This window comes from Bradyrhizobium sp. Leo78, from assembly GCF_059512425.1.
In genome coordinates, this window is sequence record NZ_JCAMOT010000012.1 from 166,252 (window position 1) to 191,046 (window position 24,795).

Consider the following 24,795-nt stretch of genomic DNA (forward strand, 5'->3'; position numbering starts at 1 on the left):
CGGGAAGACAGGGGTGCTCTGCAATGAAGTCCGACAAGGGACCTTACAGCCGGCCGCGCTGGGGCGTGACGCGCTGGCTGACCGACGCCGGTCCCGGCGCGCCTGAGGATATCCGCGCGGCGCTGATCGCCGACCTCCACGGCTCGCTACCGGTGTTTGCGGCCGGCGCGGTCAACACGATGGCGGTGGCAGGCGTGATCGCGATCCGGCAACCGACCGCATTGTTCATCGCCTGGTTCATCCTCGAAGTCGCGATTTGCCTCGCCCGCCTTTCGGTATTGGTCGTCGCCCATCGCCGGGCGCGTGGCCGGCGCCGGACCCCGACCGACCTGCATGTGCTGCTCGCGGTCGCCTGGAGCGCCAGCGTCGGGTACGGCGTGGCCGTCAGCCTCGCCAGCGGCGACCGGGTCGTCGCATTGCTCGCCTGCCTGTCGGCGGCGGCGATGGTCGGCGGCATCTGCTTCCGCAATTTCAGCGCACCGCGATTGGCCGGGACGATGATCCTGCTCGCCCTCGGCCCGATCGTCCCCGGCGCCGCGCTTGCCGGCGAGCCGCTGCTTTACCTCGTGTTCCTGCAGGTGCCGCTCTATCTCGCGGCGATGACGGACGCGGCCTTCCGGCTCAACAGGATGCTGATCGCGACGATGCGCGCCGAGCGCGAGAACGGCCACATGGCCCACCACGATGCGCTCACGGGCCTGTGGAATCGCGCCGGTATCGTCGATGCTCTCAACAGGAAGCTGGAGGCCTCCAGTCGCGACGACGGCTCCTTTGCCGTGCTGTTCTTCGATCTCGACAATTTCAAGCCGATCAACGACACCTTCGGGCATGCGGCCGGCGACAAGGTGCTCCAACTGGTCGCCGACCGGCTCCGCCGCGCCCTGCCCAATAGCGCCGTCATCGCGCGCATGGGCGGCGACGAATTCGTCGTGCTGGCCGACAGCATCACCGCAGAGCAGGCGCTCGCCATCGGACATCGGATCATCGATGAGGTCGCGATGTCCTATCGGCTAGGCGAGGAGATTTGCGTCCAGGTCGGCGTCAGCGTCGGCGTTGCGATGTCGCCGGAGCACGGCACCGAGGCCGAGGAGCTGCTTTCGGCCGCCGATACCGCGCTCTATGAAGCGAAATCCACCGGCAAGTCCCGCTGCTGTCTCGCTTCCTTCGAGATCAACCTCGCCGCCCTGCAGCGGCTCCAACACAGCAGCGCGGCCAAGGCCGCCGGGATGGCGGCCTAGAATTTGAAGGGTCTCGTAGCCCGGGTGGAGCGCAGCGCAACCCGGGACTTCTGCGTCGACTCTTGCGAGCGGCCCCGGGTTACGCTGGCGCTCCACCCGGGCTACGGAGCGTCTCGCCGGGCTGGCAGGTTCGATGCGAGCCGGTCCAGTTCGCCGGCCAGATCGCGCTCGACTTCGGCCGCGCGCAGGTTGAGCACGCGATAGTCCCGCTCCTCCAGCCATTCCCGTCGTTTGGCCCGGTCGGCCACGATGGTCTCGCTCTCGTCAGGGTTTTCCAGCTCGATCGCGATCCGGTGGATGAAGGAGACGAAATCGGGGATATGACGCCCCACCGGGGTCTGGCGCTTGAACAGGCCGGCAAAGCGGCGATCCTTGGTCAGCGCCTGCCACAGGATGCGCTCCGCATCGGTCGGGTTGCGCCGGAGGAGCCGCGCCAGTCCGCGCACCGTGCTGCTGGCATCGGCGGAGGCGCCGCCGCCCTGCCCCTGCTCGGCGAGGAGCGCCCGCAGCCGGGTCGCCTGCTCACCGTCGAGCACGCCGCCCTTGGCCGGCCCCTTGCGTCCCTCTGCGATCGCCATGATCACACCGTGCAGGGTATGCATGTCCTGCTTGGTCGGCTCCATCCGGGTGAAGATGTTGCGCAGGTTGACCAGCATGGTGTCGCGCTTCTCGCGCGGCCGCAGGAACTCGACCTTGTCGAGCTCGGCGACCAGATTGTCGAAGAACGCCTGTACCTGGTGCTGGGAGGCGCGCTCGGATCGCTCAGGCATCGCGAACGGCAGCACGCCCGCGGTCTCGAGCTTGAACCACTCATAGCCCATCAGTAGCACCGCCTGAGCGAGGTTCAGCGAGGCAAAGCCGGGATTGACCGGGAAGGTGACGATGCGGTCGGCGAGCGCGACCTCCTGATTGGTCAGGCCGGCGCGCTCGCGGCCGAACAGGATGCCGGCCCCGCCGCCGGCGGCGACATACGCCACGATCTCGCGCGCGGCCGCTTCCGGCCCGACCACCGGCTTGGCCTGGTCATGGGCGCGGGCGGTGGTGGCGAACAACAGGTCGAGATCGGCGACAGCCTCGGTGACGGTGTCGAACAGCTCCACATGGTCGAGAATATGGTCGGCGCCCGCTGCGGCGCGCTGCGCAGCGATGTTCGGCCAGCCGTCGCGCGGATTGACCAGCCGGAGCCGCGACAGCGCGAAATTGCCCATCGCGCGCGCAGCCATCCCGATGTTCTCGCCAAGCTGCGGTTCGACCAGGATCACCACGGGCCCCCTGAGGTCGTGGCCGGTCTTGGTCTTGTCGGTGCCGGACATCTTAAAACTTCGCTTCCTGATTCAATCTCTGAACAATCTGATTCAGGTCCTGAAGGAGTTGAATCAGAGTGCCAAGTTTCCTGCTGCGCCCGGATTGCCCCGTGGGCGCAAATTTCTCAAGCGGAATAATGGCTTTGCGGCCGTTCTTGAATCTTCATCCGAAACCTGAGATGCGAAGCGTCGCAACCCCACTTCCACTCTTCCGCTGCCGCCTGAAGCATGAGACATAGCGGCGGCATTCTCGGCTAAAAGATGAGCCGAAACTGCATAACCCCTTGGCTTCCGCCGGCGCGTTCCCGGTGCTATAGCCCCGAGGATAATCCGCTAGTCGCGCCCCAAAGCGTGCTGTTCCCCCAAGAGGCCCTATTCCCATGGCAAAAATCAAGGTGACCAACCCCGTCGTCGAACTCGATGGCGACGAGATGACCCGGATCATCTGGCAGTACATCAAGGACAAGCTGATCCACCCGTTCCTTGATATCAACCTGATGTATTTCGACTTGGGGATGGAGCACCGCGACAAGACCAACGACAAGGTCACGATCGATGCGGCGGAAGCGATCAAGAAGGTCGGCGTCGGCGTCAAATGCGCGACCATCACCCCGGATGAAGCCCGGGTGAAGGAGTTCGGCCTCAAGGAGATGTGGAAGTCGCCGAACGGCACCATCCGCAACATCCTGGGCGGCGTGATCTTCCGCGAGCCGATCATCTGCAAGAACGTGCCGCGCCTGGTTCCCGGCTGGACCAAGCCGATCATCATCGGCCGCCACGCCTATGGCGACCAGTACCGCGCCACCGACATCAAATTCCCGGGCAAGGGCACGCTGTCGATGAAGTTCGTCGGCGAGGACGGCACCGTGATCGAGAAAGAGGTGTTCAAGGCGCCCGGCTCCGGTGTCGCGATGCAGATGTACAACCTCGACGACTCCATCATCGACTTCGCCCGCGCCTCCTTCAACTACGGCCTGATGCGGAACTACCCGGTCTATCTCTCGACCAAGAACACCATCCTCAAGGTCTATGACGGCCGCTTCAAGGACATCTTCCAGGATGTCTTCGACCGCGAATTCAAGAAGGAGTTCGACGCCAAGGGCCTGACCTACGAGCACCGCCTGATCGACGACATGGTGGCCTCGGCGCTGAAATGGTCCGGCGGCTATGTCTGGGCCTGCAAGAACTATGACGGCGACGTCCAGTCCGACACCGTGGCGCAAGGCTATGGCTCGCTCGGCCTGATGACCTCGGTGCTGCTCACCCCCGACGGCAAGACTGTGGAAGCCGAGGCCGCCCACGGCACCGTGACCCGGCACTACCGCGAGCACCAGAAGGGCAAGGAGACCTCGACCAACTCGATCGCCTCGATCTTCGCCTGGACGCGCGGCCTCGCCCACCGCGCCAAGCTCGACAACAACCCCGAGCTTGCGAAGTTCGCCGACACCCTGGAGAAGGTCTGCGTCCAGACGGTCGAGGACGGCTACATGACCAAGGACCTCGCGCTCCTCGTCGGCGCCGACCAGCGCTGGCTGTCCACGACCGGCTTCCTCGACAAGGTCGCCGAGAACCTCACCAAGGCGATGGCGGCCTAAGCCGCCTTCCACTCGCGAAGCTCTATCACCCGTCATTGCGAGCGTAGCGAAGCAATCCATCTACCCCCTGCGGCACCATGGATTGCTTCGTCGCTTCGCTCCTCGCAATGACGGAATTTGGCAAGCGCCGCTCCAATAAGGGGATCTTATGCCGTCGCTTAGGACAGCCACGATCGCCCTTCTGGTAATGGGTTCCGCGACGGAAGCTTGCGTCGCAGACCCCCTTCCCGAGGCTATCGCTGCACCGGGAGAAGCGATCGTGCTCAGCGTTCACGCCGAAGGCGCGCAGGTCTACGAATGCAAGGCTGGCCTCGAAGGCAAGCTGGCCTGGGCCTTTCGTGAACCGATCGCAACGCTGATGGCCGACGGCAAGACCGTCGGCCGCCACTATGCCGGACCGAACTGGGAACATGTCGACGGCAGCGTCGTACTCGGCCGGACTTCCAGCAATGCGCCCGGCGCGACACCGAACGACATTCCCTGGCTCAAGCTTGATGTGATCTCACGGCGCGGCAGCGGCACGCTGTCCGGTGTCACGACGGTGCAGCGGATCAACACCGCGGGTGGCATTCTCGAAGGCCCCTGCGACAAGGCCGGCGCGACCCACAGCGCGCCCTATTCCGCGGACTACGTGTTTCTTCGTAAAGGCTGAGCGGCCCATCGAACCAAGGGCGGTGCCGTAGGATGGGTAGAGCGCAGCGAAACCCATCGCGATGAAGCGAGCCGCGCGATGATGGGTTTCGCTTTCGCTCTACCCATCCACGATTCCCTCGAGTCTCACATCGATGTGTCCCTGCGAAAGCAGGGATCGATAACCACAGAGAGGTATTGTGGAGCGAGCAACCGTTGCAGCGGAGCACGCCACAAGCGCCTGTGGGCAAGTCACGCCATCAGCGATCCCAGAAAACGGATCGCCGGGATGCTCGGCAGGAACGCATAGGCGCCGCCCCGAGTCCGGACGAACCGCGGCAACCCCCGCAGCCGGATCGTCGTGCCGGATTTGAGCGGCAGGTCGAACCAACTGGTGCCAGGATCGTTGGCGCCTGTGATCGGATCGCTGGAGCCGGTGATGCGTGGGTCCTGCAGGCCAAGATTCAGCCAATCACAGGACATGGCCTCGAACTGTGCGCCGAGACTCGCCCCAATGAAGTTGCCGAGCAGGCCCCGTTTCGGTTCGGGTTTGCTCGGATCACGAGGCTTCTGCGGATCATAGAGTGGTCCATAAGGCATCCCACGCCGAACAAGACGCCGACTGTTGTTCGCCACCCGTTGCACGATCTGGCCGCCCCGCGGGTTGCACCGCCGGATATGGGCTCCATAGGGGCAGCGGGAGTCGCCAACGTAGTCAAAATTCGCCTGATCCACTTTGGGATCAGGCGCATCCGGGGACAGTGCCATCGGCGTGCCATCGCGCCACCGGCCGCACAAATGGGCGGCGACGACCTCGCGCAAAGCCGCATGACGCGACAGGCCTTCGATTGACAAGGCTTGGCCGATTTTCGCTTCAGCACCCGGTGGCAGCAACTCGTCGACCTGCGGATGCTTGATCAAATCGCTTGCGGCTCGGTCGAGATACTCCTCGAAGCCGACCACATCCTGTTCCAGCACGCGAAAGGCATTGAAGGTGCCGTTGTGTCCCAATGCTTTGGGTTGAGGCACCCGCCACGTCAAACCTTCGAAGTTGGTCGGATGTCCCAGCAACACGGTGCCGAGCGGCGCCTTGGGTTGTCCGTCTTCATAGCGTTGTCCGTCGTGAACCTCCGCGAATCTCGGTTGCATGATGTTGTCGCGATACCCGAAGTGAACGACGTCCTTGGGGAAGGCGCACCCCTCAAGAGCGCCGAGCAGCCTGAAGGCTTTTCCGTCAGAGAGGGCGCGCTGCTGGACTTGGTTCAATTGCGCGACCTGGTCGGCGTAGATCGTGGCGATGAGATGGATCCGCTTGGGGGCGTCGAAGGGGGTTGGCCAGGTTTCCGGCGCATTCGGCCCGACATCGCCAAGCTTCAAGGCGCGGGCGTTCATGCCCTCGATGAATTCGTTGGGGAACATTTCAAGGGAAGAATTCGGCGTGCCGAGGGCGCGCAGTCCCTCGTAGGTCAGGCCAATGTTGAAACAGGTGTCCGGCTTGGTTCTCCCCCAATTCCCGGTCGTGATCTGCGGAACATCGTCGCCGCGGCCCGACGACGAGGCGGCGAGCCAGCGCCGGGCCGCGATGCGATCGGCGACTTCAAGAATGAGGTACCGCACGCGAGGCTTGCGATAGCCACGCAAAATATTGCCCTGTATGTCAGCGGCGTCGAATGCTGCGCTCACCAGCCTATCCCCAGTTGGTTGCGGACCTGAGCCGCCGAAAATCCGGGATAGGCCCGGTAGCCGCTGCCGAGCGAAACGTTCGCGTTGGCGCGCAGCTGGAGCACCACCTTGCGCGGAAGCAGGCGCAGATCGTCATTGCCGGATGCGGCCTTGTCGCCGTTCAAAGCTTCCTGGTCTCTCAGAAGATCGGTGGCCGTGTCCGGCACCTGGTACAGGTCGCGCTCGTGCACCCATTGGATGAACGCCTCGACATTATGCTCGCAGGGAATCACGGCCTCCCCTCCTTCGACAAGTTCGACCACGGCGTTGAACACGCTGCCGATCGTGGCGATGAAGTCACGAATGTAGTTGGTGAAGTCTCCGTCGTAGACGGAGAACATGCAAATATTGTCGCCGACGATGACGAAGCGCGCAAAGTGCACCGTGCCGACATTGTCCAATCCGGCATATATCGCATCCTTGTTTTGCGCGATCGCCAGCGCTGCCTTCGCTCGACCGATCGGCGACTTGTCCTTGAGCGGCATGATCAGGTTCATCATGCACTGCAGATTGTCGCCAGGCTGGATCGATGGGTGGGGACCGCCGGGCAGCGGCTTCACCGGCGTGCGCCACGCCCAGTAAGGCACCAGGACCCACGACGCCAAGAGCTGGAACAGGGGGTTCTTGGGCAACCGGTCTACAAACCGATCGAGCCAACCTTTCTCACCTAGCATCAGCTTAGCTCCACCTGAAGGGGCACCCGTCGCGCATTTCGCGCGAGACTTCATAAGCGCACCGGCGGGCGTGGAGGATCGGATCCCCGGAGGGCTCGATGCCAGGTACGAGACGCCAGGGATTAAAACTGATGCGTTCGCCGTCCGCGACCTGATCCTTGGCGAGATTGGTGAGCGTAAGGGTGCCCATGACGACCCGGACTCGCCTGGCCGGCCAAGGCTTTGTGGGATCGTCGAGCGCGTCGCCCGCTTCGCCGATTGTCATCATCAGCATGAACCGGGCCGGCCACCGCCGCAGGCGCTCTTCAAGTTCATGGCGCAGATATTTATCAACCGGCGTGGCAGTGGGATCGGTGGTACGGACGCCTGCAACCGGCTGCCAGGAAAAGCGAACGGGACGACGTACTCCATGGGGATCTTCCACCATGAAGGTGTGGATGGCGTGATAGGCCGCGCGGGCATAGCTCACCGGGGCGCCGATCACCCCGGCTTCGAACACTGCCAACTGGGCGAACCGGTGTTGATTGGCGTAACTGAGTATTCCCGCACCGTCACTCGTGGTTTGCTTTGGGTACGGGTCGCGAACAGGCTCCTTGAGCTGCAGCATGTCGAGAATCTTCCGCCACGGGGATTCTCTTTGAACCGGCTGCGGCCTCGCGACCTTGGTGAACTCGAAAAAGTCCTCAACATTGCGGGCGAAAAATTCGGCGAGCGTCGTAGCGATCAGGTCGGCTGCCGTCCCATCCTGCAGGTGGAAACGTGTCGCCATTCCCCGAACATCGGACCATCCATCATGCTGCTTCGGCCCCCCTTGTCCGTTGGAGAACCTCACCGACACGCGAATGCGCTGTCCCTTGAAGTGTTCTGCGATGCAATAGTTGCGCGCCACGTCCGAAGCCATGAAATAGCCGTCTACGCCCACGCCGATCGTGTGCACCGGCCTTTGCCCGGGGGCAGGCTCCGGCAAATTGGCAATGATGGCGTCGACGAGCCGCCTTGCTTCCGATGAATCGCCCATGCCCCCTCCATTGCGAACGGACTGCCAGCCCGAATGCCGTTGGCGCCTGATGCGTTAGCGATGTCGATCGAATTCAGCCCGCGCCCTTCCCCAAACCTTACATTTGATCGCAAGTCGGATATGTGACGTAGTTCACAAATTAGCCGAACGAAGTGCCAAGCAATTCGGATCTGATAGCGCCAGACGGTGCTCGCGCACCGATAAAACGATGGGCTGAGTCCGGAGCCAAGCGGAGATCGTCAAACGCGATCCGGTGGCCGCATCCATTTCCGCGCAACGGGAGGCTGAACGGATTGGCTCCTTAGGTCTGGATCACTGCTACATAGTTGGTCGCGGCCATACTACTAATGGATGACCGCGCTCCGCGCGGTGAACTCCCATTCATATGCCTTTTCCATACGAACTAAATTGTGAGCATGCGCTTCTATCGGCCGTGAGGGCCCACGCCATGACCAAGCACTTTTCGACGCATATCATGACAGATGCGCTCCTAATCCTGGTATCTGTAGCGATAATCACGATTGTAGCGATATCCTTCGAGTCCATTCGGGCCGGCATCGCGGCTTCTATTCCAACCCCATTCGATCTTGCGATGGAGAGGACACTCGCAACCGTCCAACCGAACCTTGCCCGCGCACAACCGACATGCCGACTTCGTTCCGCTCCTTTGCAATGGAACGTGGACTGGCTTTTCGGGCCACCTGTAGACCGCGGTTGATGAGAGCTCGTGAAGCAGCGGTGGCGTCGCGAGGCATCGCCATTTAGCGGCCCAGCCGCCTTTGCTTCGCTACGCAAAACAAGCGGACATCACCGGTTTGACACCAAGGCCTATTGCGGCCCGCCCTGAGACTGGATTACAGGACCGCACGACTTAGCCGTCCGTGAGCGCCACGCTCATCAGTCGTGACATCCCGTCCACCGCATCTCACCACAGTGCCCGTGACAATCGCGAGCCGCCCCTCGTTGGCGCTGAGACATTTGCGCCTCGTCCGGTTCTGCTTGAACTTGGTCTCAAGAACGGGTCTTTGGACGAGCCCGAACAATCGGAGCTAGTATCCGCATGTTCACCGACATGATGGAGGGAGCATTCGCAAATATGATGAACCTATTGATTTCGTTGCTTGTGTTCGCGCTGATATTTGGCGGCGCCTTGGCTGGGATGGCCGTTCGGCCGTTGTTGTCAGAACATCACCTGCAGTCGGACTCCAAGGACGTCGTAAAGCTGACCGCAGGCCTGATTGGCACACTGACCGCACTCGTACTGGGTCTGTTGATCGCATCCGCAAAAACCACGTTCGACCAGAAGGCAAGCCAGGTCCGGCAGTTGACCGCAACGATCATCCTTCTGGACGATCTGGTTACGCAATATGGATCGGAAGCAACCCCTGTCCGAAAGCTCCTGCGGCAGAGCATACCGCCGATGGCTGATCGCATTTGGCACGAGCAAGCGAACTCAAACGGGAAACCCACGCGCTTCGAGTCCAGCGTCGAGGCATGGACATTCTATGATGAACTCGAACGGCTATCTCCGAACAACGATATGCAACGTTCCCTGCAGACTCGCGCCATTGCGGCTTTCACGGAAGGCGCGCAGATGCGACTGCGGTTGTTTACGCAGGCCGGAAGTTCAATTCCGACGCCTTTTCTGATCATCATGGTATTTTGGCTGAGCGCGATCTTTGTGAGCGCCACCCTGTTCGTGCGAGCGAATATCGTCGTCACGATCGCGCTGTTCGTATGCGCGCTGTCGTTTGCCGGCGCGATCTTTCTGGTTTTGGAGCTGGATGACCCCTTCACGGGACTGATGGGGATTTCAAGCTCGACACTGCGGAGTGCGCTCCCGCCGCTGAACTCGTAAGTTCTCCACTTCGCTCGAAAACGCTCTAGGCGGCCTGCGTGCGGCGGGCCGCGTCTTACCACCAGCGCGGTTGCATCGGTTGATAGTATTGGCCGGCGCGCGGGCGCGTATTGCCAGGTTGGGGGTTCCAATTGGGCTGGAAAAAGAAGCCGAAGCCGTTGTTGTTGCCCCAGTCGTTGCCGCTCGCAACCGGGACATTGACGACCGTAGGCCGGCGCATCTTGAAGCCGCCCTGGGGCTGGTTGTTCAGCACCGCGACGAACTCGGTGCGATAGTTGGTCTCGCGGCTCAGCGGCTCATCCGAGACGATGATCGAGGATCGCGGCAATGCCGTCGGCGCGATGCGATCGAGCACATCCTGCGGGATGGTGATGCGGTCGAGCGCGTGCTTGGCGTCGTCCCCGCTGTCGATCGTGACCGCGGTCCAGCGCAGGCTCGCGTCGTTGCGCGCCATCGCCGTGAACACATGCGTGCCGATCTGCTTGTCGGGATCACGGATCGTGACCGGAACCTCAATGGTCGCATCGAACACCTCGCCTCCGTCCGGCCACTCCTTGTGAGTGTTGCGCCGCACGTAAAGCTTCTGCGTCGCGCGGCTGATGTAGACGGAGACCGGCTCGAGCGCGAGCTTCGCCTCGCTCGCCGCCTTGGCGGTGTCGGCCTTCCTGGTCTGGGCCGCTTTGGCGGCGTCCTTTGCGGCGGCGACGGCGTCGAGCTTCGACTTCGCGTCGGCCCTGGCGGTGTCGAGCTGCGTCCCTGCTTCCGTGGCCTTAAGGGCGGCCTTCTCCTTCTGCTCACTGGCCTGCGCCTTGGCCTGATCCGTATTTGCGGCGGCGAGCTTCTTGTCGGCGGATGCGAGCTCGGCGTCGGCGCGAGTCTTGAGCCCCTCCAGCTTGCGCAGCGACGCTGTGAGGGATGCTGTTTCGCGCGCCGCTGTCGCGGCGGCTTTCTTCGCCTCGTCGGCTGTCCTGGCAGCCTCGTCCGCCTCGCGGGCGAGCGCCTCGGCACGCGCCGGAGCAGCCGCGACGGCCTTCGCGTCCGGCACGAATAGCACCGGGTGAGAAAACTCGACCGGCTCCGCGTCGTTCGGCGAGATGATCACCCGCATGCCGATCCGCGTCTTGTCGAACAAATTCTCCGCAAAGTCGTAGGGCATCCGCACGCAGCCGTGCGAGGCCGCATACCCGGGCAGCGGCCCGCCGTGCAGCGCGATGCCGTTCCAGGTGATGCGCTGCATGTTCGGCATCCAGGCGTCGTCATAGAGCGTCGAGTGGTGGTCCTTGTCCTTCTCGATGACGGCGAAGATGCCGGCAGGCGTCTCGCGTCCCTTGGTGCCGGTCGACACCGGCGCGCGCAGGATCCAGCCCTCGGCGTCGTAGAAAGTGACCTGCTGGGACTTGATCGACACGATCGCCATGATCGGCTCGCCCGCATCGCGCGGCGCTGTCGCCTCAGTGGGCGGCGCGGGGCGCGCCTGTCTCGCCGCGGCGTCGGCGGACAGCGCCGCCATCGCCACGAGCGCCACAATGGCGGAACTCCCCCAGCGCCGCGTCTCCACGGTGGATTGCGTCGTGATGAACCGATTTGCCATGCCATGTCCCGGTTGAAATGCCTGTCCGCGTCCATCGAGATCGGCGACCAGCTTATTTGACTCACCCCGATACGGCTAGACCGACCCGATGTCGGCTGCTCAGCCCGTGACCGATTTTGGCCGCTGAAGCTGGCAAGCTCCGCTCCCAGATGTAAAGCGGGCCAAGTTTGGGGCGGGCCATAACGCCGGCTTCTGACCCTGGATCATGATCCGATTAGACGGAATCGGATCATGATCTCATCTCTTTGTTTGAGCATGATCTTTTCGGAAAACCGGTTTCCACTTTTCCGGATCATGCTCTAACCGGATCTTGCTGGATGACCCAGTCGTGATGCATCGAACTCTACCATCGTGATATGTTGGCATGAAGGCACAATCGGGGGCCGAACATGGAGAAATACGGGGCCGGGTCGATTGTCGTCTCCGAATATGACCCCAACTGGCCGGCGTTGTTCGAACAGGAGTGCATGAGGATCAAGCATGCTCTCGGCTCGTTCGTCCTGGTCATCGAGCATATAGGGAGCACAGCGGTTCCAGGTCTCCCATCAAAGCCCATCGTTGACCTGCTGGTTGGTGTACCTAGCCTTGAAGAGGCAAAGGAACGTCGCATCGAGCCGTTTGTGGCACTTGGCTACAAGTACATACCGGAATACGCGTCATGGCTCCCCGGTGAGTTGTTCTTCCGTAAGGGGCCTCCGGGACCGTGGACCCACCATGTGCACTTGATGGAGCCGTCCCATCCTCGTTGGGAGGCACGTTTGGTGTTTCGCGACTATCTTCGCGCACATCCCGAGGCAGCACGCGCCTACGCCAGCGTTAAGCGAGCCCTTGCTGCATCTTCAAAGGACGACATAGAGGCCTATCGAACAGGCAAAGATATTTTTGTCGAAGAGACGACGGCCAAGGCTCGTGCATGGCGCGCGAGCCTTGGGCGTCTCCAGCGCGCAAATTGAGCACGGCGTCGGCGGCCGATTTCTCAGCCGCCGCCTTCTTGCATCGAGCATGTCAAAGCTGCGATATGCCGCCATCGACAACCAGTTCCGATCCGGTCATGAAGGAGGCATCCTCGCTCGCCAGGAACAGGGCCGCCCTGGCGATTTCCTCCGCTTCGCCGAAACGATGCAGCGGGATCTCATCCTCAATTGTCGCGGCCGCTTCATTGAGTTGCTTCTCGGAAAGCCCGAGCTTGCCATGAAACGGAGTGCTGATCGGACCCGGGCTTATGGCATTCACGCGGATGCCACGTGGCGCAAGCTCCGCGCCCAACGACCGCACCAGGGAACGCACTGCCGCTTTCGTGGCCGCCAAAATGGAAAGGCCCGGTGAGCCAACTTCGTTCAGGAACGACGTCGTCATGATAATGCTTCCACCCTTGGCCAGCAGTGGAGCGACCGTCTGAACGGTGAAGAAGACGCCCTTGAAGTTCACGTTGAACTGCGTGTCGACCTGATCTTCCGTGACGGCTTCCAGCGGGGCCGCTATGCCCACGCCAGCGTTCGCGAACAGCACGTCGATACGGCCGAACGTCTCGCCAATCTGACGAACGATATTTTCAATCTCCGCCGGCTTGCTCACGTCGCCGCGCAACGCGACAACGCCGTCCCCGAGCTGACTTGCCGCCGACTGCAACCGGGCAGGATTCTGCCCGACGATGATCACGGTAGCTCCTTCGTCCCGAAACAACCTTGCCGCTTCGAGCCCGATGCCAGAGGTTCCACCGGTAACAAGGGCGATCTTGTTCGATAGTTTCATGATTCTCTCCTGGTCCAAAGGTTTTGGGTTTGTGACCGGAGCGCGCGTTCCGTTGTCAGCAAACATGATCGTTGACCCTCGCTGCCGCAACAGAGATGATCTGTGCGGGCGGCAGAGAAAAACTTGTTCGGAGATTTATGCGGGCTCCCAACCACTTGAACGCACTCCGCGCCTTCGAGGCGGCTGCCCGGCACCTCAGCTACGTTGCGGCGGCAGACGAACTCAACGTGACGCCAGCGGCGGTGGGAAGCCTCGTGCGGACCCTCGAAGCGGTTGTCGGAGTCGAACTTTTTCACCGCTCTCAGGCTGGCCCCGCACGACTTGTTTTGACCGAAGCCGCGCAAGCTGCGCTACCCGAGCTTCAAGCCGGATTCGATCACCTGACCGCGGCCTTTGAACGTTTGAAAGCATCGCGCGGGATCGTCACGATCAATATCACCGTGCCGCCAGCCTTTGCGGACAAGTGGCTACTGCCGCGCGTCGAGCGTTTTGCGGCCGATCATCCCTTGTATGATCTGCGCATCGATACCAGCGGCCGGCTCGTTGATTTCGCGGCAGAGAGAATGGGTCTCGGCATTCGTTACGGCAGTGGTCACTGGCCAGGCCTCAAATCGACCTTCCTGTTGCGCGACGCATTTTTTCCGGTCTGCAGTCCAGCGTTGCTCGAAGGGCCGCACCCGCTACGACGCCCTGAAGACCTGAAGCATCACACGCTTATCCATGATCGTTCGATGGCGTTCGAAAATGCATTCCCGACATGGCGGACATGGCTGCAAGCAGCAGGCTTTCCGGACATCAACTGCGACCGTGGGCTGCAGATCAATGATTCAGCAGCAGCCTACCAGGCAGCGATGAATGGAAGTGGCGTTGCCCTGGGTCGGACGACACTGGTCGCCCTGGATTTGGAGACGAGCCGCCTTGTTCGTCCTTTCGGCGAAGCACTCAACTGTGAGCTTGCCTACTATGTTGTCCATCGGGCCGGCGCCGACGGCGACCCGGAAATCGTGGCGTTCAAGGAGTGGATCTGCGCTGAAGCGGAAACTGATCAAGCGAAGGTCGGCTAGTGGCTTTCGAAACAGCGATGGCGATATCAGAACTGACGACGGAATGTTCGCGTTGGGGCCACCCGAACGACAAGGACTTCAGTCGGTGCGCTTGAACGACTCCGTCTTGTTACCATTGACGACCGTCAGCTCGGACGGTCTTGCCTGATCGCCGCCGGCAAATCGCAATCGCAGGTCGATCGCTGTTGCGAAGAATTCCCCGGCGGCCGCAGGATACACCGGAAGCGCCTGCTGATGCGCAAACTCGACGAGAAGGCGGTTGCCGTCACGTGCCACCATGATCTTGCCGTTCACGCTCTCACTCATAGGTTCCGGCATACGCTACGTTTGGTACGATATCGCTGATCTCCGGAATCGACGCTGCGCCGATTGCGGAAGCGGTTGAGTCGATTGCGGACGACGTTGGAAGCAATCGCAATTTGCCTAATTCACAAGTGTCCATTGGCGCAAGTTACAGAAAAGTCATAACAGGCATAAGTCCTTCTACGCCACCGACCGCATCCACGCTGCAAACGCTTCGATGCTGGCTTGCCGCGGGTGGTCCGGGACGTGGACGACGTAGAAGCCGTAGCCGGGCAGCGCCAGATCGTGCGCCTTCACCAGTGCGCCGCTTTCGATCTCATGGCTCACCACGACGTCGCTGCAGATCGCGATCCCCTGCCCCGCTGCGACCGCATCGATGGCGTGGATCTCCTCGCGGAAGCTGAGGTCCCAATGCTCGGTCGCGGCAGGGATATCCGGATCGACGGAGCGAGCGATGGCGAGCCATCGCGACCAGCTCGGCGCCTCGCGATCCCCGTTCAGCCAGTCGTAATGGATCAGTGGATAGTGCAGGAGGTCGGCGGCGCGCGTGATCGCCGGGCCCCCTTCGCTCAATAGCGCCGGGCTGCAGACCGGGAAGAAACTGTCGCGGAAGATTTCCCGCGCCGCCAGATCGGCCGGCATCGTCCGAGCGTAGCGGATCGCGAGATCGGCATCTCCGGCGCGCAGATTGAGCACGGCGTCAGTGCCGATGATCTCCAGCCGGATCTGCGGATACAGCTTGCGCCATCGCGGCAGGCGCGGCACCAGCCAGCGGCTCGCAAACGCGTTCGGACTGGTCACGCGCAACGTGGTCCTGGCGGTCTTCGCCGACACTGCGGTGACCACGGACGCGAATGTATCAAAGCCGTTCCGGATCACTGGAAATAGCCGCTCGCCCGCATCCGTCAGCGCCAGCGGTCGCGGGCGGCGGCGAAACAGCGGCCGTCCGCAGATCTCCTCGAGAATCCTGATCTGATGGCTGATGGCGGTCGGCGTGACGCCGAGCTCGGCCGCCGCGTCCCTGAAGCTCAGGCGTCTGGCGGCGGCCTCGAAGGCGCGAAGGGATCCCAGCGGCGGAAGCTTTCTCATGCCCGCAGTCTAGATGAATCCAATTCATCCAGCGACTGAGATATTCGATTTTGCCGCGACTAAAGTGCCGTGAGAGCATTATGGCCGCCGGTTCAGCAGCGTCGGACCCAAACATGCGGATCGATCATTCTCCTGTCGTCGCGCCCTATCTGAAGGCTATCGCTGGGCTCGCTCCGCTTGCCGCCGAGCTGCGCGAGCAGTGCGACCGCGACCGCCGGCTCCCTCCGCCGATGTACGCGGCACTCGCTTCCGCCGGGCTGTTCCGGCTGTGGCTTCCCAAGGCATTGGGCGGGCCGGAATTGTCGCCGCTCGAATTCATGGCAGTGGTCGAGCAAGTCGCGACGCTGGATGGCTCGCTCGGCTGGATCGTCGGCAATGGCGCAGGCATGAGCCGGATCGGCGGCTACGTCCCCGAGCCGACCGCGCGCCGCTGGTTTTCCAATCCTGGCGCCTTCATCGCGAGCGCGACCGGCGCCATCGGCGAAGCGCTGCCGTCAGATGGCGGCTACCGCGTCTCCGGGCGCTGGCCCTTCGGCAGCGGCGCCCACGGAGCGACGCTGTTCATGGGTCTTGCCGCTGACAAGACGAATGGCGAAAGCCGGCTCTTGTGTTGCTACATGGATCGCGACGCCGTCGAACTTGACGACACCTGGCAGGTGTCGGGTCTTCGTGGCACCGGAAGCTGTCACTTCCAGGCGCGGGATGTGTTCGTGCCTGCCGCGCACACGCACAGCTTTCTGGAGCCAAGCCCATCGCAGCCCGGCCTCATGTTCCGCCTGCCGCCCGCAACCCTGTTTCCCTGGACGATCGCGGCCGTCCCGCTCGGGATCGCCCGTGGCGCCATCGAGACCTTCGTCACCCTCGCCGAAACCAGATCCCGCAGCGGCAGCTCCGCCGTGCTTCGCGACCGTGAAACGGTGCAGGCCAGCGTTGGGCGAGCCGAAGCGCTGTACAGGTCGGCGCGGGCCTTCCTTGCCGACGCGATCACGGACCTCATGGAGGACGCCGAGCGCGGCGAACCATCGACGAGCGCACGCGCCGCTTATCGCACGGCATGCACGAATGCGGCGGAGAGCGCATCGCGCATCGTCCATCTGCTCGCGGCGGACGCAGGCGCGATCTCGATCTTCGAATCCTGCCCGCTGGAGCGGGCGCTCCGCGACATCCAGGCCGCAAGCCAGCACGTGGCGATGAGCCCGAACAATTACGTCATCGCCGGCCGCATCCGCCTCGGCCTCGATCCCGGCACGGCGAGACTTTGAAGTGCTCAAGGAGCTGGCGCACTGCTCGTGATGGGCACGCTTCCGCCTTCGCTCGTTGAGCTACTGCGGACAAGTGGCTTTGCCACCCTACAACGTCGGCGCAGGCCTGATTCAAATTTCAAACAGCGGGCCCGTAGGATGGGTAGAGCGAAGCAAAACCCATCGCGATGGAGCAAGCGGCACACCAATGATGGATTTCATTTCGCTCTACCCATCCTACGTCTGAGTCAAACAGCGGATGTGAGTTCGCGTTCTCGCGGCACGAAGTGCCCAAGCTTTGCGTTCGTTTCACCCTCCTCGAGATCAGAGGGCGCAGGGAAAGCCGGGTGCCGGTTGCACCCATGGGTCCCGTGCAACAAAAAGCACGGGGGTAGGACCACAGGTTCAACCGAAGCATTCCGGCTTTCCCTGCGCGATGGTTTACGGCTTACTTCGTGCTCTCCCCGGTGACCGGGCTCTTTTGCCACCGTCACTTCACAAGAAGCTTAGCGCCAGCGTCGGGGCGCCAGGACCACACGACTTCGCCGTCCGCTGATGTTGCGTTCGTCGCTCGCAACAGCCGCGTCCACCGCATCTCACCGCAACGTTCGTGACGATCGCGACCCGCCCCTCATTCGCGTGAGACTCGCGGAGTTAAATCACTGATTTGCCCGACGGCGAAAGCGGATTATTTTTCGTGCGAGGGATGGACAGACTTTCGGTGATTTGCCCGTCGGGTTGATTTGTCGCGCCCAAAGCGGCCACATCGTCGTGGCGCTCGAAGCGAAGCAGGCCGTAGCGAAAACAGGATGCCGGTTTCAAAGGTTCAGCCGCTTGGACCCGCCAACGTCCGCTTTCAGATGCAAAGCGGGCCGAGCTTGGAGCGGGCCCTACGTCGCCTATTTGCTCCTATCCGACCAACGCAACACTCGACCCAGCGTCGGCTGCAACGGGTGGGTCGGACGTGGCCAGACGCAACCAATCGCCGCAAATGACCCAACGGGGTTTGAAGGAGATTAGCAACCTTCGCTACGACAGCCCGTTATATTGGCATCACCGGCAAAAACACGGAGGCTCCGTAGGCGCCCGGTGGCTGAGAGACCGATTGCGCTCCCGCCTGCACAATATGGAGGAGCGCATGATTAAGCGTCGTCGCTTCAGGAACACCACTTTGGAAGAAATGCTCGCGGACCAGGCACAGCGTCTGGCGAGGCAGGCCCAGGGCATCCCGCCCGGCTACAAGAGACAGCGACTTGTTCGCAAAGCTCGGCAAGCCGAAACAGCTTCTCACATGATTGATTGGGTAATGTCGTCCGGACTGCAGCCGCCGAAGTAATAAGGCCGCCTCAGTAGGCGGCCTCCTTCATTTCGAATGTTACCTGTTGGCCCTTCTCAGACTCGTGGGTCCGCTTTGCGCCAAGAGCTGCCGCTACGCGAGCCGCGCCTGACCCAACTCCGAGAAAGAGGTAAAATGCCTCAGGGTTACATCCGAGGAGCAACAACATGATCCTACAAATCCGTGAGGTAGTTCCGACCAGGATCGACTGGTGTGTCTCCGCGATCATAGGCAACACGATGCCGCCCCGAGATCCTGATGACGACGAAGAGGACGCGGACGACGAGCAGGATGACGAAGAGAACGGAACCGACGAATCGCCGGTCGTGCGCGAGCCAGACGAAGACTAAGCGGGATGCGTTAGTATTGGCATAGCCTGAACTTCGGAGAGCATAATCCGAAACCAATGTGCGGCGCGCGGCCTCGGCTTCCAGGGCACCAACCAACACAAACGGGCGACGGTTCTCGGCGGAGCAACCTCTCGGCGTTCACTGGTGCAGGAGACTAGCATGACCCTCATATGGCTTGGTGTGCTGTTTGTTTTCGGCGGCGTGCTCCAGATGGTCTTTCAGCCAATCTGGCGAGGTCGATTAAGCGGCGGAAGGCTGCTTCGCTCCGGGCGTGACACACTGGAACCAGAAAGACCGGGTAGCGGCTTCGAAATCAAAGCCAATTGGCCTGGACTTGCGCTGGTCGCGCTCGGCGGTGCTTTCTTGCTGGCCGGAGCTGTCATCTGAGCTGAACGAACCTCGTTAACGTCTCGGGCATGGCGCGCACCTCAGTGCTGTAGCCATGTATCTTCTTGGACCAGGAGCGGACACGAGAGGGGATTTCGTCTGTCAAGCTGGGGATTCCGGCTTTCTGTCTGGACGCTCAATAAGTTCATATATGGGAACGTGGGTGCATTCCGACCACGATTCCAGCGCGGCTCCGCAGACCGCGCAGATCGCGTCACCCGTATGCGGCATCAAGAACTTCTCTTCGGTGCGTCTGTACTCGGCGCCGCAATTGCATTGAACAATTGTCGCCATGCCCCGAGTATGCGCTTGGGAATGTGAATTTGCTATCGCGAACGCCACAACAAGAATATCGCCCAGCATATGAGGGGCGCCTGGCGGTCGCTTGGCGAACCATCCTTATTTTGACGTCGATCCAAGTGACGGAACGCAGCACATCTTCGTGAAGTGTCAGCGCTCCTTCCGCGTTTCTCCGGCCGTCAGCCAAAATCCAGTGCTATAAGAAGGGGTGTGGTTTTGTTTGCGTCGGCTGTGGGGCGGGACAATGCCAATCAATCGGCTGTTGAAAAATAAGTGCGCGCCGGAAGAAATCGAGCTTTTGAACAAGGCCTTCAACCACGCTCTCAACTTGCTGGGCGTGGTTGATCGTAACGACCCGTTTTGCGATATGGTCGCTCGCAAGGTTATCGACGTCCGCGCGACAGGCATTAGCGAGCCGCGAGAGATCGCGGAATTGGCTGTGCTGCGGATTGGCCTTCGGTAAGGCCGCGTCAGTCGGCAGCCTCTTTCATTTCGCCATTTCGCGAATGTCGCCTGCTGGGCCCATGGCTGAAGATCGCGACGTCGGCTCGTTGCGCGGTCAACCGGGGCTCTTAAGACAATCAGTTGGCGCAGCGGGTCGGCGGTCCAGCCTGGACGATCGCTCGACTGCCGAATTCGCATAGTCGCCTGCCCGCACTCTGATAATGCCGACGCTGTTGGAGGTCGCCGGCATTCTGACGCCCAGCCGCCCCGCGACCAGCGTATGACGTAAACTTGCTGAACCTGCGCCTCCCGACTTTTCACGGAGGATGCCCAGTACGATCTGAATACTCTTGTAAGGAAGGACATCCCATGCACCCAGCAATCATGGCCGTGATGGCGGCTACTCAATTGGTGACGCCCATTTCCGAGGCCGTTCCAAAACTCAATGTCGAAGCTACCTGCAGAGGGTCGGTGGAAGCGGATAAGGCGATGGGTTTAGCCTTACCTCAAACCTTCGATAAGTGTATGAGCGATGAGAACTCAGCGCGTCAGCAATTGGACACGATTTGGCTTTCGTATTCCCCGACCATCAGAGTCCAGTGTGAGGGAGAGGCGACGGCCGCCGGAGACCCGAGCTATGTCGATCTCTTGACCTGTCTGCAGATGAGCAATGGATCGATCACGACCTCGACCACTGCTTTGAGGGGCGCGAGCAGAAAGAAAAAGGCGCCGAACTAAGCCGTGTATTGCGACGGCAAGGAACGTCGATTGCTAGCTTCGCCAAAGGCGATCCAAAACCATAGCCCTGACCAGGTTTCCGACGCCGGTCCAACGGCCAAACCGCGATTTGGTGCGCAAAATGCCGACGTCTTCAGCATCCGAACTCGCCACGAAGATCTTTCGCGCTTTGATAAATCGCCAGCTCAGCGGATTTCGCTTTTGAAACACCATCTGAACGTCATCTTGCAAGTATCCGGACAGGACGATGGGTGGCGGGGCGAACACTTCCGGCAATGTCGCGGACAAATTGCTGTCGGTCAGAACTTTCCATCGCGAGTGTCCGCCCATGAGCGGTGACCGCAAGCTGAATACCACTCGCCCTATCCTGGTTTCGCGGATCGCATAAGAACACATCGCACAAGGCTCAACGGTTGAATAGAGCGTGCAATCATCGAGGCTGGTCGCACGGAGCGTCTTCTGGGCTAAGGCAATTGCAACCATTTCGGCGTGTCGCGTAACGTCCCGTTCGACCTTGACCATGTTGAGGGATTCGCAAATGAACTGGCCTCGCCGAGCGATGACGGCCGCAAACGGGTATTCCCCGCTTTGACCCGCGGATTGGGCGAGAGCGATGCAGCGACGCATCATGATCGAATCTAACTCTGGGTCAGACATGCTCATGGGTGCCAGCAGACGCTTGCGCAGTTTTCTTCCACCTCGTGAACGATGTGTCTGCAACGTTCACTTGGTTGTTGCGAGGCTGCACCAAAAAGGAATGCTCCGCCTCTTGATTGCGTAGTTGGCCGCTTTGACTACACGAACCCTGCAAAACTAATGTTAGGTTCGCAGTGTTGACTATGCAGATTCGGAACGTCCAAGCCCCAATTGCGCGGCGCTTGCACGAGTCATGGGTTGGCACCAGCGCTTCTATTTCGTTATCCTCGGCCTTGTGGGCGCAGGCGGCGTTGGCGCCGCAGGCGACAGATTGAACGTCAGCCAGATGTTCCAGCCCGCTGGCCGATTTTCATTGGCGAATTCGCCGTAGGCCTTCAGGTTGAGATAGCCCTGCATGTCGCCGACCGGAAAGATATAGCCGAGCTGCGGTCCGGCGCCGACCACCCGCGACTGGAAGCAGCCGACACGATTGCCGGAGCCGCTGTCACAGCCGAGCTGCTGGTAGACGTAACCCACCAGGCCGACCTGCCACTGCTTGGTCAGGAATTGCGATACGCCCCAGTCGAGGTGCATGTCGACGCCACTCTGATATTGAGTCGCAGGGTTGATGAAGTTGTAGGTGAATCCAAGCACCGCCGAAGCTTCGTGCCCAGTCTTCGGGTCGAAATAGGTGTAGCCGCCGCCGGCGTCGATCGCCCAGTGCCCGAGCCCCAGATTTGCAAGGCGGGATGACTCGTAGGCCCCGACCGGAATGTCCCCGGTGATGTAGGTCATGTAGTTGTGAACGCCGGAATTCCACTTCAACTGGAAGAACGGGATCAGATCGCCAAAGGCGGTTAGCGAGCTATCGATGCTGTCGAACCGCGAGAACGGGAACGCGCCGCCCGGCGTCGTCAGTGTTCCCGTGAGTTGTCCCGCAAGTGATGTCGAGTTGTTGCCGTAAGCTGTTAACAGGACGGCAGAGGCCTGCGCGCCCAGCACGGGTGTCTCAAAAGTGTAGGTAGGGGCCACCAAGCCCAGATTGGCGGTTGCATTGACCCTTGCGTTCACGGTGGCCGTCAGATTTGCGGGAATGCCACCGATCGTGATCTCCCGTGCCCGCGCCACGTCACCGCCGGCGGAAACCGAGGTGCGATAGTAAATCGAAGTTATCGACCAACCCGGCTGTTGGGGGGTAGCCGCGAGGCTACCGAAGAAGCCGGGTATCCAAAAGCTGATGCCGCCTTCATCGGCCCGCGCCACATCATAGGGAAGCACAAGCAAGGTCGCAATTGCCGCACTCAACCGGCAGACAAAACCGGCCGTCGATATCGATTTCCCGCCCTTCATCCGCCAAGCCCCCTTTTTATTCCACCGCTCCTCCGTCACCGCCGAAGAACGATCCGGCATGCGAGGGACCGGAAACGAAAAAATGCTACCACAGCGCGTCTACGTGTGATCGATGCTTTCGCAACCTGTGCATCCTTAGCGAGAGACTGTGCCTTCCATGCCACAATTTCCGGGCTGAAAATACTTGGTGGTTTTGCCGATTCTGCATAGCGCGGCTGATTTGCGCCTTACGAACATTTTTTGAAAAATGCCCCTCAGAAGTTTCGCTGAACGCGAAGCTCCAGATGGACTGCATCCTGGTCCTTGAACTCGTAGCGCGTCGCAGGCTTCGGAGCTGCCGCCCCGAGGACCGCAGAGCCTTGGAATTTCTGGTCGAGGTGAAACCACTGCACTTCCGCCGAGAAGGTCAGGTTCTTGACGGGTGTCCAGCGGGTCGCCGTGCCGAGTTGCGAGACGTTGAAGTCGGGATTGCAGACATAGTCGGCGCTCACCGCCTTGGCCGGCGTGGTGTAGTTGGCGCAGATGAATGCCTTGGCCGTGCCGTCGTAGCGGACCACCGAATAGCTGCCATAGAGGCTCGTCGACCAGTACGGATCCCAGTTGTGATTGAATGCGCCGCGGACGCCAAAGGCCTCGGTCAGATGCAGCGAGCCGTCGCCGCCGGCTGCGACCGGCAGGTAAACCGCATCGGTGGTGGCGCCGAAGCCGATGCTCTGATAGGCCGCCGGATTGCTGGAGCCGCCGAACATCGCAAAGCTCGGCGAGGTCGAATCCGTTCCGATGATGTATTTCGTGGCTCCCTTGGCGTAGCTCGCATCGAGCTTGATGTCATCGGCAGTGCCGGTCGGCAGGTTCTTGATTTGCAGGGCGGCCATCACCGCGCCACCCCATCTGGTGTCGGGGTGACCGCTGATCTCCGACAACGCAGTCGGCGCCGCGCCCGGCAAGCCGACTGCGCCGGCCGGCGCGCCAGCGGTGTTGAGGACGTTGTAGGAGGCGTTCACCTCATGCGCCGCTGCGGAAATCTGGAACAGGCCCCAGGCCTGATCGACGCGGATATTGCCGACGACCTCGGGGGCATGAACGCCGGCATAGGCGTTGCCGGTGTTCAACGTGGCATTCAGCGCCAGCGACAGATTGTAGACGGCGGTGCGGTCCCACACCGTAGGATCGTCAAGTCCGATGCTGCCGGTCACGCCGTTACCGAAGTCCGCGGTGTACTGGATGTTGTTGGCACCGCTATTGTCACCGCTTTGGCCACCCAGCAGGAACGACGAGTTGTTGCCCGGAGTGCCCTGCCAGGGCGACGCGTAGGCGGACGCTGACTTGCCGAAGGTGAATCCCGCGAACTGGACGAAGAGATCATAGATGGCGACATAGCCGCCGCCGGGGGTGTCGAGCAGGTTCGAGTTCGCGACAGGAAGCGAGCCGTTGATCGAGTTCGGGTTGAAGGTGCTGCCCCCCAGCGTGGTGAACTGGAATTTGCTCGAAGCGAAGGTGCGGACCACGCCATATTCGGTGGCGGTGCGGGTATCGACCGTCAGCACCATGCGCGAGCGGTCGACGAAATAATCGAAATAACGGTTCCGCTGCCCGGCATCGCCATTCCACGCCGGCTGGCCGTGGGCGGCGCCGCCGTTGAAGGTGACGTCGGCACGCACATAGCCGCCGAGCTTGATGCAGGTGTCGGTGCCCGGAATGAAGAAGAAGCCCGCGCCGTACAGCGAGCACGCCTTCACATATTCGACGGCCTTCGCCTTGACCGGCAGATCCGCGGCCTGGGCGCCGCCGATGGCCATCAGGCCGGCCATTATTCCGAGAACGAGATTCCGCGCCCTTTTCATTCCGGGGCTCCTTCCCGTGACTCATGCAGGTGCGTGCAACCAAGAGTGAATCCAAGACGGTCGGCAGGCAATACGTGCCGATGAGCCGCATGCAACTGGTTGGCCGGCTGTGATTTTTCTGCCACGCTGGCGGACACAGCGGAGAGGATGTGAGTTCGCATTCTCGCGGCACGAGATGCCCGAGCTTTGCGTGTTTCACCCTCCTCACTGAGTAGAGGGCGCAGGGAAAGCCGGGTGCTGGTTGCACCCGTGGATCCCGTGCAACAAAAAGCACGGGGGTAGGACCACAGGTTCAACCGAAGCATTCCGGCTTTCCCTGCGCGATGGTGTT

22 protein-coding genes are annotated in these 24,795 nt (G+C 61.5%); 11 read left to right on the top strand and 11 right to left on the bottom strand.

Annotated features, from left to right (window positions below; genetic code table 11):
• Nucleotides 1–23 precede the first annotated feature (23 nt).
• Nucleotides 24–1,238, top strand: a complete 1,215-nt coding sequence (locus AC5ZG1_RS18130) for a diguanylate cyclase (protein ID WP_496133654.1) — start codon at nucleotides 24–26, stop codon at nucleotides 1,236–1,238.
• Between the two features lie 101 nt (nucleotides 1,239–1,339).
• Here the strand turns inward: AC5ZG1_RS18130 and AC5ZG1_RS18135 are convergent, their stop codons facing one another.
• Entirely contained in the window at nucleotides 1,340–2,551 is a 1,212-nt protein-coding gene (locus AC5ZG1_RS18135) for a TrmJ/YjtD family RNA methyltransferase (RefSeq protein WP_496133655.1), read from the bottom strand.
• 371 nt (nucleotides 2,552–2,922) lie between these two features.
• Here AC5ZG1_RS18135 and AC5ZG1_RS18140 point away from each other — a divergent pair, with 371 nt between their 5' ends.
• Both AC5ZG1_RS18140 and AC5ZG1_RS18145 read left to right on the top strand, forming a co-directional pair.
• On the top strand, nucleotides 2,923–4,137 hold the full coding sequence (locus AC5ZG1_RS18140; protein WP_130229753.1) for an NADP-dependent isocitrate dehydrogenase: 1,215 nt from the start codon (nucleotides 2,923–2,925) through the stop codon (nucleotides 4,135–4,137).
• Nucleotides 4,138–4,324: 187 nt separating this feature from the next.
• Entirely contained in the window at nucleotides 4,325–4,789 is a 465-nt protein-coding gene (locus AC5ZG1_RS18145; protein ID WP_245287455.1) for a DUF3455 domain-containing protein, read from the top strand.
• A gap of 230 nt (nucleotides 4,790–5,019) precedes the next feature.
• On the opposite strand, the gene AC5ZG1_RS18150 is transcribed toward AC5ZG1_RS18145, so the two are convergent.
• From AC5ZG1_RS18150 to AC5ZG1_RS18160, 3 genes are read right to left on the bottom strand one after another with little or no spacing between them, the layout of a single operon-like run.
• The gene (locus AC5ZG1_RS18150) at nucleotides 5,020–6,450 is read right to left on the bottom strand and encodes a Dyp-type peroxidase (protein WP_496133656.1); all 1,431 of its coding nucleotides are present in this window, start codon (nucleotides 6,448–6,450) and stop codon (nucleotides 5,020–5,022) included.
• Entirely contained in the window at nucleotides 6,447–7,163 is a 717-nt protein-coding gene (locus AC5ZG1_RS18155) for a hypothetical protein (RefSeq protein WP_130229755.1), read from the bottom strand. Before AC5ZG1_RS18155 ends, AC5ZG1_RS18150 begins: the two co-directional genes overlap by 4 nt.
• A gap of 4 nt (nucleotides 7,164–7,167) precedes the next feature.
• A complete protein-coding gene (locus AC5ZG1_RS18160) occupies nucleotides 7,168–8,181 on the bottom strand; it encodes a catalase (RefSeq protein ID WP_456644474.1) in 1,014 nt (337 codons plus the stop codon).
• Between the two features lie 1,060 nt (nucleotides 8,182–9,241).
• Between AC5ZG1_RS18160 and AC5ZG1_RS18165 the strand changes: the two genes are divergently transcribed.
• Nucleotides 9,242–10,039, top strand: a complete 798-nt coding sequence (locus tag AC5ZG1_RS18165) for a bestrophin-like domain (protein WP_456644475.1) — start codon at nucleotides 9,242–9,244, stop codon at nucleotides 10,037–10,039.
• Between the two features lie 55 nt (nucleotides 10,040–10,094).
• On the opposite strand, the gene AC5ZG1_RS18170 is transcribed toward AC5ZG1_RS18165, so the two are convergent.
• A complete protein-coding gene (locus AC5ZG1_RS18170) occupies nucleotides 10,095–11,630 on the bottom strand; it encodes a L,D-transpeptidase (protein WP_496133657.1) in 1,536 nt (511 codons plus the stop codon).
• 389 nt (nucleotides 11,631–12,019) lie between these two features.
• On the opposite strand from AC5ZG1_RS18170, the gene AC5ZG1_RS18175 reads away from it, so the two are divergent.
• Nucleotides 12,020–12,583, top strand: coding sequence for a GrpB family protein (locus AC5ZG1_RS18175; RefSeq protein WP_496133658.1), 564 nt, complete (start codon nucleotides 12,020–12,022; stop codon nucleotides 12,581–12,583).
• Between the two features lie 52 nt (nucleotides 12,584–12,635).
• On the opposite strand, the gene AC5ZG1_RS18180 is transcribed toward AC5ZG1_RS18175, so the two are convergent.
• A complete protein-coding gene (locus tag AC5ZG1_RS18180) occupies nucleotides 12,636–13,448 on the bottom strand; it encodes an SDR family oxidoreductase (protein WP_496133659.1) in 813 nt (270 codons plus the stop codon).
• A gap of 89 nt (nucleotides 13,449–13,537) precedes the next feature.
• Here AC5ZG1_RS18180 and gcvA point away from each other — a divergent pair, with 89 nt between their 5' ends.
• Nucleotides 13,538–14,446, top strand: a complete 909-nt coding sequence (gcvA, locus tag AC5ZG1_RS18185) for a transcriptional regulator GcvA (protein WP_496133660.1) — start codon at nucleotides 13,538–13,540, stop codon at nucleotides 14,444–14,446.
• Between the two features lie 78 nt (nucleotides 14,447–14,524).
• Here gcvA and AC5ZG1_RS18190 read toward each other — a convergent pair whose 3' ends face one another.
• Together AC5ZG1_RS18190 and AC5ZG1_RS18195 are read right to left on the bottom strand one after the other, a co-directional pair.
• A complete protein-coding gene (locus AC5ZG1_RS18190; RefSeq protein ID WP_463327637.1) occupies nucleotides 14,525–14,740 on the bottom strand; it encodes a hypothetical protein in 216 nt (71 codons plus the stop codon).
• 189 nt (nucleotides 14,741–14,929) lie between these two features.
• Nucleotides 14,930–15,838 (bottom strand): LysR substrate-binding domain-containing protein, encoded by a 909-nt coding sequence (locus tag AC5ZG1_RS18195; RefSeq protein WP_496133661.1) that lies wholly within the window; start codon nucleotides 15,836–15,838, stop codon nucleotides 14,930–14,932.
• A gap of 113 nt (nucleotides 15,839–15,951) precedes the next feature.
• On the opposite strand from AC5ZG1_RS18195, the gene AC5ZG1_RS18200 reads away from it, so the two are divergent.
• The 5 genes from AC5ZG1_RS18200 (at nucleotide 15,952) to AC5ZG1_RS18220 (ending at nucleotide 20,634) form a co-directional block, all read left to right on the top strand.
• A complete protein-coding gene (locus AC5ZG1_RS18200; protein ID WP_496133662.1) occupies nucleotides 15,952–17,100 on the top strand; it encodes an acyl-CoA dehydrogenase family protein in 1,149 nt (382 codons plus the stop codon).
• A 1,482-nt stretch (nucleotides 17,101–18,582) separates the two neighbouring features.
• On the top strand, nucleotides 18,583–18,765 hold the full coding sequence (locus tag AC5ZG1_RS18205; RefSeq protein WP_456647067.1) for a hypothetical protein: 183 nt from the start codon (nucleotides 18,583–18,585) through the stop codon (nucleotides 18,763–18,765).
• A 159-nt stretch (nucleotides 18,766–18,924) separates the two neighbouring features.
• Nucleotides 18,925–19,152 (top strand): hypothetical protein, encoded by a 228-nt coding sequence (locus tag AC5ZG1_RS18210; RefSeq protein WP_028166356.1) that lies wholly within the window; start codon nucleotides 18,925–18,927, stop codon nucleotides 19,150–19,152.
• Nucleotides 19,153–19,696: 544 nt separating this feature from the next.
• Entirely contained in the window at nucleotides 19,697–19,915 is a 219-nt protein-coding gene (locus tag AC5ZG1_RS18215) for a hypothetical protein (RefSeq protein WP_130231097.1), read from the top strand.
• 350 nt (nucleotides 19,916–20,265) lie between these two features.
• Nucleotides 20,266–20,634: a hypothetical protein gene (locus tag AC5ZG1_RS18220; RefSeq protein ID WP_456647068.1), complete on the top strand. Its 369-nt coding sequence runs from the start codon at nucleotides 20,266–20,268 to the stop codon at nucleotides 20,632–20,634.
• A 33-nt stretch (nucleotides 20,635–20,667) separates the two neighbouring features.
• Here the strand turns inward: AC5ZG1_RS18220 and AC5ZG1_RS18225 are convergent, their stop codons facing one another.
• From AC5ZG1_RS18225 to AC5ZG1_RS18235, 3 genes are all read right to left on the bottom strand, one after another.
• Nucleotides 20,668–21,291, bottom strand: coding sequence for a nucleoside deaminase (locus AC5ZG1_RS18225; protein ID WP_496133663.1), 624 nt, complete (start codon nucleotides 21,289–21,291; stop codon nucleotides 20,668–20,670).
• 252 nt (nucleotides 21,292–21,543) lie between these two features.
• Nucleotides 21,544–22,620, bottom strand: coding sequence for a SphA family protein (locus tag AC5ZG1_RS18230; protein WP_496133664.1), 1,077 nt, complete (start codon nucleotides 22,618–22,620; stop codon nucleotides 21,544–21,546).
• Between the two features lie 254 nt (nucleotides 22,621–22,874).
• A complete protein-coding gene (locus AC5ZG1_RS18235) occupies nucleotides 22,875–24,464 on the bottom strand; it encodes a porin (RefSeq protein ID WP_496133665.1) in 1,590 nt (529 codons plus the stop codon).
• Nucleotides 24,465–24,795: the final 331 nt, after the last annotated feature.

What these genes read in the sequence shown, in the direction of transcription:
- AC5ZG1_RS18130 (WP_496133654.1), top strand. Translation starts at nt 24, where the DNA reads ATGAAGTCCGACAAGGGACCTTACAGCCGGCCGCGCTGGGGCGTGACG.
- AC5ZG1_RS18135 (WP_496133655.1), bottom strand. Translation starts at nt 2,551, where the DNA reads ATGTCCGGCACCGACAAGACCAAGACCGGCCACGACCTCAGGGGGCCC.
- AC5ZG1_RS18140 (WP_130229753.1), top strand. Translation starts at nt 2,923, where the DNA reads ATGGCAAAAATCAAGGTGACCAACCCCGTCGTCGAACTCGATGGCGAC.
- AC5ZG1_RS18145 (WP_245287455.1), top strand. Translation starts at nt 4,325, where the DNA reads ATGGGTTCCGCGACGGAAGCTTGCGTCGCAGACCCCCTTCCCGAGGCT.
- AC5ZG1_RS18155 (WP_130229755.1), bottom strand. Translation starts at nt 7,163, where the DNA reads ATGCTAGGTGAGAAAGGTTGGCTCGATCGGTTTGTAGACCGGTTGCCC.
- AC5ZG1_RS18160 (WP_456644474.1), bottom strand. Translation starts at nt 8,181, where the DNA reads ATGGGCGATTCATCGGAAGCAAGGCGGCTCGTCGACGCCATCATTGCC.
- AC5ZG1_RS18165 (WP_456644475.1), top strand. Translation starts at nt 9,242, where the DNA reads ATGTTCACCGACATGATGGAGGGAGCATTCGCAAATATGATGAACCTA.
- AC5ZG1_RS18170 (WP_496133657.1), bottom strand. Translation starts at nt 11,630, where the DNA reads ATGGCAAATCGGTTCATCACGACGCAATCCACCGTGGAGACGCGGCGC.
- AC5ZG1_RS18175 (WP_496133658.1), top strand. Translation starts at nt 12,020, where the DNA reads ATGGAGAAATACGGGGCCGGGTCGATTGTCGTCTCCGAATATGACCCC.
- AC5ZG1_RS18180 (WP_496133659.1), bottom strand. Translation starts at nt 13,448, where the DNA reads ATGTTTGCTGACAACGGAACGCGCGCTCCGGTCACAAACCCAAAACCT.
- AC5ZG1_RS18195 (WP_496133661.1), bottom strand. Translation starts at nt 15,838, where the DNA reads ATGAGAAAGCTTCCGCCGCTGGGATCCCTTCGCGCCTTCGAGGCCGCC.
- AC5ZG1_RS18200 (WP_496133662.1), top strand. Translation starts at nt 15,952, where the DNA reads ATGCGGATCGATCATTCTCCTGTCGTCGCGCCCTATCTGAAGGCTATC.
- AC5ZG1_RS18205 (WP_456647067.1), top strand. Translation starts at nt 18,583, where the DNA reads ATGATCCTACAAATCCGTGAGGTAGTTCCGACCAGGATCGACTGGTGT.
- AC5ZG1_RS18210 (WP_028166356.1), top strand. Translation starts at nt 18,925, where the DNA reads ATGACCCTCATATGGCTTGGTGTGCTGTTTGTTTTCGGCGGCGTGCTC.
- AC5ZG1_RS18215 (WP_130231097.1), top strand. Translation starts at nt 19,697, where the DNA reads ATGCCAATCAATCGGCTGTTGAAAAATAAGTGCGCGCCGGAAGAAATC.
- AC5ZG1_RS18220 (WP_456647068.1), top strand. Translation starts at nt 20,266, where the DNA reads ATGCACCCAGCAATCATGGCCGTGATGGCGGCTACTCAATTGGTGACG.
- AC5ZG1_RS18225 (WP_496133663.1), bottom strand. Translation starts at nt 21,291, where the DNA reads ATGTCTGACCCAGAGTTAGATTCGATCATGATGCGTCGCTGCATCGCT.
- AC5ZG1_RS18230 (WP_496133664.1), bottom strand. Translation starts at nt 22,620, where the DNA reads ATGAAGGGCGGGAAATCGATATCGACGGCCGGTTTTGTCTGCCGGTTG.
- AC5ZG1_RS18235 (WP_496133665.1), bottom strand. Translation starts at nt 24,464, where the DNA reads ATGAAAAGGGCGCGGAATCTCGTTCTCGGAATAATGGCCGGCCTGATG.